This window comes from Megasphaera jansseni, from assembly GCF_047974155.1.
Classification (GTDB): domain Bacteria; phylum Bacillota; class Negativicutes; order Veillonellales; family Megasphaeraceae; genus Megasphaera.
The window spans coordinates 1-4,295 of record NZ_JBHYRR010000057.1 but is presented as its reverse complement, the minus strand read 5'-3'; the positions used below and the strand labels follow the sequence as shown (position 1 = coordinate 4,295).

Here is a 4,295-nt window from a genome sequence, read left to right as displayed (position 1 = left end):
TGGACCGCAAAAAAATACACAGCCCACGGCCTGTACGTAAAGGCTAGACTGTAGGGGCTTCCACGTGGGAAGCCCGCCAGAGAGATTCAATCACAGCCAATTCGGGTATAATGGCAGGTTTTTACGAACCACGGACAACGAACCACGAGCCACTATTTTTTCACGGGCCGAGGGTCACTCGAGGCGATGTTGTTATTCTGAGTCTGTCACCGCAAAGCGGCATCTGATTCCAATACGGCCTGCGAACTGCGGCCTGCGACCGGCGGGGCCGTCAGGCCCTAATCTACATTAACATTTCCTTAAATATTAGGGGATTTGGTTCAAAACGATTAGAAAACGATTAAGTTTTTCAGAGCTGTCCTTTTTCTGTTGTATCATGGAGTTAGGATATATCCTGTTCGTTCTGTTTCATGATATAATGAAGAAAGGAATGGTGAATCTGTTGAAAAAGCAACTGACTGCCAATGAAATCCGCTATCGCACGTATTTCCCGGAGTTGACGGAAAAGAACTTCAATCCCATGAACGACGTCTTGTTCAAGTTCATCTTTGGCCGACCGGAACGGAAACTCATTACCATTGATTTCCTCAATGCCATTGCCGCCGAAGACTTGGGTCATCCGATTACGGACATCGTCTTCACGCCGACGGAAAATGTCCCGGATAGTCACGATGAAAAACTGACCCGCCTCGACGTGGCCTGTACCTTGGATACAGGCGAACAAGTCGATATCGAAGTCCAGATTGTCAATCAGAAAAACATGCAGCGCCGGACCATGTGCTACTGGGCGCGCTTGTACTTGTTATCGCTGCCGCCCGGTGGCGCTTATCAGGACTTGAAGCCCTGCATTACCGTTAACTTGTTGCGTTTCAACATGCTGCCGCAAGAAGAAGCGCACTCCATGTGGAGCATTTATAACGCTGAGACGGGCGACCGCCTCAATAAAGATTTGGTATTCCATTTCCTGGAAATCCCGAAATATACGAAATCGCCGAAGAAGCGAATCTGTGACATGACGAAAATGGAACGCTGGTTGGCCTACTTTGCCAATCAGCTCAGTGATGACGAAAAGGGGGAACTGATCATGAGCGACGAAGCCATCCATAAAGCCGTAGATGCCGCCCGGACTTTTCTGCAAAACGACGCCGAACGCCTGGCCTACATTAACCGGGAACTCGCCATCCTAGATTATAATTCGGACCATCGCGATGCCTTTGAAGAGGGGCAAGCCAGGGGTCGTAAAGAAGGCGAAGCCAAAGGTCGTAAAGAGGGAGAAGCCAAGGGACGCGAAGAAGGCCAAGCCATTGCTAATGAACGCTGGGGAATTTTGATGCAACGACTGTTGGGAGAACAGCGTTACGACGATGCCAACAAAGCCGCATCTGATGCTGATTTCCGTGAAAAACTCTTTAAGAAGTATGATATTTAGCTGATAATAAACAAGGACTGCCACATGAAGTATTTTTACCATCATAGGCAGTCCTTTTGAAATACACGCAGTTCGCAGGTGGCCGGTCGCAGACCGCAAAAAAACACGGCCAGCGGCCCTGTGCGTAGGGGCCGACCTTTAACCTCTCAGACCGCCTTTGGCGGCCAGCTCCCCTATAAAGGGAGCCTTGTGCGGCCCGTTGCGAGATTTCATCACAGCCTTTTCGAGTATAATGGCAGGCTTTTACGAGCCACGAGCCACGAACCACGAGCCACTATTTTTTCACGAGCCGAGGGTCACTCGAGGCGATGTAGTTCATTTGAACTTGTTGCCGCGCAGCGGCATTTGAATCCGAGGTGGCCTGCGGCCTGCGACCGGCGGGGCCGTCAGGCCCTAATCTACATTAACATTTCCTTAAATATTTTGGATTTGATTCAAAAACGATTAGAAAACGATTAAGTTTTTCAGAACCGTTCTTTTTCTGTTGTATCATGGAGTTAGGATATATCCTGTTCGTTGTGTTTCATGATATAATGAAGAAAGGAATGGTGAATCTGTTGAAAAAGCAACTGACTGCCAATGAAATCCGCTATCGCACGTATTTCCCGGAGTTGACGGAAAAGAACTTCAATCCCATGAACGACGTCTTGTTCAAGTTCATCTTTGGCCGACCGGAACGCAAACTTATTACCATTGATTTCCTCAATGCCATTGCCGCCGAAGACTTGGGTCATCCGATTACGGACATCGTTTTTACGCCGACGGAAAACGTCCCGAACAATTACGATGAAAAATTGACGCGTCTCGACGTGGCCTGTACCTTGGATACGGGCGAACAAGTCGATATCGAAGTCCAGATTGTCAATCAGAAAAACATGCAGCGCCGGACCATGTGCTACTGGGCGCGCTTGTACTTGTTATCGCTGCCGCCCGGTGGCGCTTATCAGGACTTGAAGCCCTGCATTACCGTTAACTTGTTGCGTTTCAACTTGCTGCCGCAAGAAGAAGCGCACTCCATGTGGAGCATTTATAACGCTGAGACGGGCGACCGCCTGAATAAAGATTTGGTATTCCATTTCCTGGAAATCCCGAAATATACGAAATCGCCGAAGAAGCGAATTCGTGACATGACGAAAATGGAACGCTGGCTGGCGTACTTTGCCAACCAGCTCAGTGATGACGAAAAGGGGGAACTAATCATGAGCGACGAAGCCATCCATAAAGCCGTAGATGCCGCCCGGACTTTTCTGCAAAACGACGCCGAACGCCTGGCCTACATTAACCGGGAACTCGCCATCCTAGATTATAATTCGGACCATCGCGATGCCTTTGAAGAGGGGCAAGCCAGGGGTCGTAAAGAAGGCGAAGCCAAAGGCCGTAAAGAGGGAGAAGCCAAAGGCCGTAAAGAGGGAGAAGCCAAAGGTCGTAAAGAAGGGGAAGCCAAGGGACGCGAAGAAGGCCAAGCCATTGCTAATGAACGCTGGGGAATTTTGATGCAACGACTGTTGGGAGAACAGCGTTACGATGATGCCAACAAAGCCGCAACTGATGCTGATTTTCGTGCAAAACTTTTTAAAGAATATGGAATTCAGTAGATAGGGAACAAGGACTGCCACATGAAGGTTTTTACCATCGCAGGCAGTCCTTTTGAAATACACGCAGGCCGCAGGTGGCCGGTCGCAGTTCGCAAAAAAAAACACGGCCAGCGGCCCTGTGCGTAGGGGCCGACCTTTAACCTCTCAGACCGCCTTTGGCGGCCAGCTCCCCTATAAAGGGAGCCTTGTGCGGCCCGTTGCGAGATTTCATCACAGCCTTTTCGAGTATAATGGCAGGCTTTTACGAGCCACGAACCACGAGCCACTATTTTTTCACGAGCCGAGGGTCATTCGAGGCGATGTTGTTATTCTGAGTCTGTCACCGCAAAGCGGCATCTGATTCCAATACGGCCTGCGAACTGCGGCCTGCGACCGGCGGGGCCGTCAGGCCCTAATCTACATTAACATTTCCTTAAATATTAGGGGATTTGGTTCAAAACGATTAGAAAACGATTAAGTTTTTCAGAGCTGTCCTTTTTCTGTTGTATCATGGAGTTAGGATATATCCTGTTCGTTGTGTTTCATGATATAATGAAGAAAGGAATGGTGAATCTGTTGAAAAAGCAACTGACTGCCAATGAAATCCGCTATCGCACGTATTTCCCGGAGTTGACGGAAAAGAATTTCAATCCCATGAATGACGTCTTGTTCAAGTTCATCTTCGGTCGGCCGGAACGGAAACTCATTACCATTGATTTCCTCAACGCCATCGCCGCCGAAGACTTGGGTCATCCGATTACGGACATCGTCTTTACGCCGACGGAAAACGTCCCGGACAATTACGATGAAAAACTAACCCGCCTCGACGTGGCCTGTACCTTGGACACAGGCGAACAAGTCGATATCGAAGTCCAGATTGCCAATCAGAAAAACATGCAACGCCGGACCATGTGCTATTGGGCGCGCTTGTACTTGTTGTCGCTGCCGCCAGGCGGAGCTTATCAGGACTTGAAGCCCTGCATTACCATCAACCTGTTGCGGTTCAACCTGCTGCCGCAGGAAGAAGCCCATTCCATGTGGAGTATTTACAACGCTGAGACGGGCGACCGCCTGAATAAAGATTTGGTATTCCATTTCCTGGAAATCCCGAAATATACGAAATCGCCGAAGAAGCGAATCTGTGACATGACGAAAATGGAACGCTGGTTGGCCTACTTTGCCAATCAGCTTAGTGATGACGAAAAGGGGGAACTGATCATGAGCGACGAAGCCATCCATAAAGCCGTAGATGCCGCCCGGACTTTTCTGCAAAACGACGCCGAACGCCTGGC

3 protein-coding genes are annotated in these 4,295 nt (G+C 49.4%); all 3 read left to right on the top strand.

What is annotated here, in order from left to right; genetic code table 11:
• The first annotated feature begins 442 nt into the window (after positions 1–442).
• Complete coding sequence (locus ACE418_RS13270; RefSeq protein WP_416451053.1) at positions 443–1,429, top strand: Rpn family recombination-promoting nuclease/putative transposase; 987 nt, start codon at positions 443–445, stop codon at positions 1,427–1,429.
• A 557-nt stretch (positions 1,430–1,986) separates the two neighbouring features.
• Positions 1,987–3,024, top strand: a complete 1,038-nt coding sequence (locus ACE418_RS13265; protein WP_416451052.1) for an Rpn family recombination-promoting nuclease/putative transposase — start codon at positions 1,987–1,989, stop codon at positions 3,022–3,024.
• A gap of 555 nt (positions 3,025–3,579) precedes the next feature.
• On the top strand, positions 3,580–4,295 hold a 716-nt coding region (locus ACE418_RS13260), incomplete at its 3' end, for an Rpn family recombination-promoting nuclease/putative transposase (protein WP_416451051.1).